Raw genomic sequence first — 1393 nt, 5'->3', positions numbered from 1 at the left:
AGCATGGCAAATAAACATAGTAGTCATGCTATAGTATTGCAAACTATACAAATATGACATACTATGGTATTACATAGAAGAGAAATATGCAAAACTATAGGTTGGCAGATGTCCGTTTCAAGCGCAAAACAGCGGCAAGCCGAAGGCAAGATAAATCAGGTCAGACAAGTGGCTCAGGCCTTCGCCAAGCCAATTGGAGGTTGGATCGCGACCTTCCAGGAAGCCATTGGCATGAGCGCGCCAGCGCTAGCCGAACGGCTCGGCGTGTCCAGGAATAGCGTCTACAGCTCTATCCAAAAGGAAAAGGCTGGAACAATCTCCGTTAACCAGCTGGACAAGATGGCTGAGGCGATGGGCGGTAAACTGATCTACGCGATCATTCCGCGCAATGGAGCAGTCGAGGAGATCGTTATGGCTCAAGCCCGCAAGAAGGCCAAACGCATCATACAACGCACCCGCACACACATGGCCTTGGAGGAGCAGATCGAAGGCCTGCGCAGCCAGGAAGAGATGATTGAGGAGCTTGCGAAGGAAATCGCACGTGAGATGCCGAGGGATTTCTGGAAGTGACCTTGGAACTGCACGAACCCAACGGCGCAACACCCCTGACACCGGACGAGTTTCTTGGCCTAAGGGCCAAGCACATCACCACGCGCGGAGAGTTGAATGAGCTGGAGGGAGAGAACATCATTGAGGGGCTGACCTGGCTAGGTCGGCGACGCAAGTCCTACGACATCCTTACCGACGATACCGTCCGCGAAGTTCACAAGCGATTGTTCGGCCAGGTCTGGAATTGGGCTGGCGTCTACCGCCTGACCGAGAAGAATATCGGCGTGCAAGTCTGGCACATTTCGACCGAGATGCGCACCTGCCTCGACGATGCCCGATACTGGCGCGAGAACGGCACCTACGAGCCGCTCGAAGCCATTGCACGCTTCCACCACAAGCTGGTCTGGATACATCCCTTTGCAAATGGCAACGGACGCTGGGCAAGGATCATGGCAGATGCCTACCTGGCTACAATCGATCCGGATGTCTTTCTCGACTGGTCAGGCGGCGGAACGCTCAATTCCAACAGCGACCACCGGGCGCGGTATATCGCGGCGCTTCGGGCAGCGGATGGGTTTGAATTTGAGCCGTTGATCGAGTTCGCTCGGGTGATTTCCGAGTAACGCGGCGGGAAGCAAAATAGTTATCTCGCCGCAGACGCCGGTCAGAGATCAGGTGGCTTCAGCTTCAAAATCAACCTCGGAATTCTGGAACTTCTTGAGCTCCTCAGAGTAGGAGTTCCTGTCGAAAATGAACAGAAGTTCAGAGGGCCTCACTACCTTGCCATCGACGTAGATTAGCGCCACCCACCTACGAGCATATCGGACGCATCCCGGTTCGCTGC

General features: G+C 54.6%; 2 protein-coding genes. Both read left to right on the top strand.

All coding sequences use genetic code 11. The features are described from left to right. The first annotated feature begins 108 nt into the window (after window positions 1-108). The gene (locus Q1B13_RS26775) at window positions 109-570 is read left to right on the top strand and encodes a hypothetical protein (protein ID WP_299085936.1); all 462 of its coding nucleotides are present in this window, start codon (window positions 109-111) and stop codon (window positions 568-570) included. Further along, window positions 567-1172, top strand: coding sequence for a mobile mystery protein B (locus tag Q1B13_RS26770; RefSeq protein ID WP_299085934.1), 606 nt, complete (start codon window positions 567-569; stop codon window positions 1170-1172). The genes Q1B13_RS26775 and Q1B13_RS26770 overlap by 4 nt, the downstream gene beginning before the upstream one ends. Window positions 1173-1393: the final 221 nt, after the last annotated feature.

The organism is uncultured Ruegeria sp. (genome assembly GCF_947489545.1).
Taxonomy (GTDB): Bacteria; Pseudomonadota; Alphaproteobacteria; order Rhodobacterales; family Rhodobacteraceae; genus Ruegeria.
The sequence above is the reverse complement of the archived record's forward strand: the minus strand, read 5'-3'. Positions and strand labels throughout refer to the sequence as shown.

Excerpts from the sequence above, each read along its gene's own strand:
- Q1B13_RS26775 (WP_299085936.1), top strand. The coding sequence starts at position 109 with ATGTCCGTTTCAAGCGCAAAACAGCGGCAAGCCGAAGGCAAGATAAAT.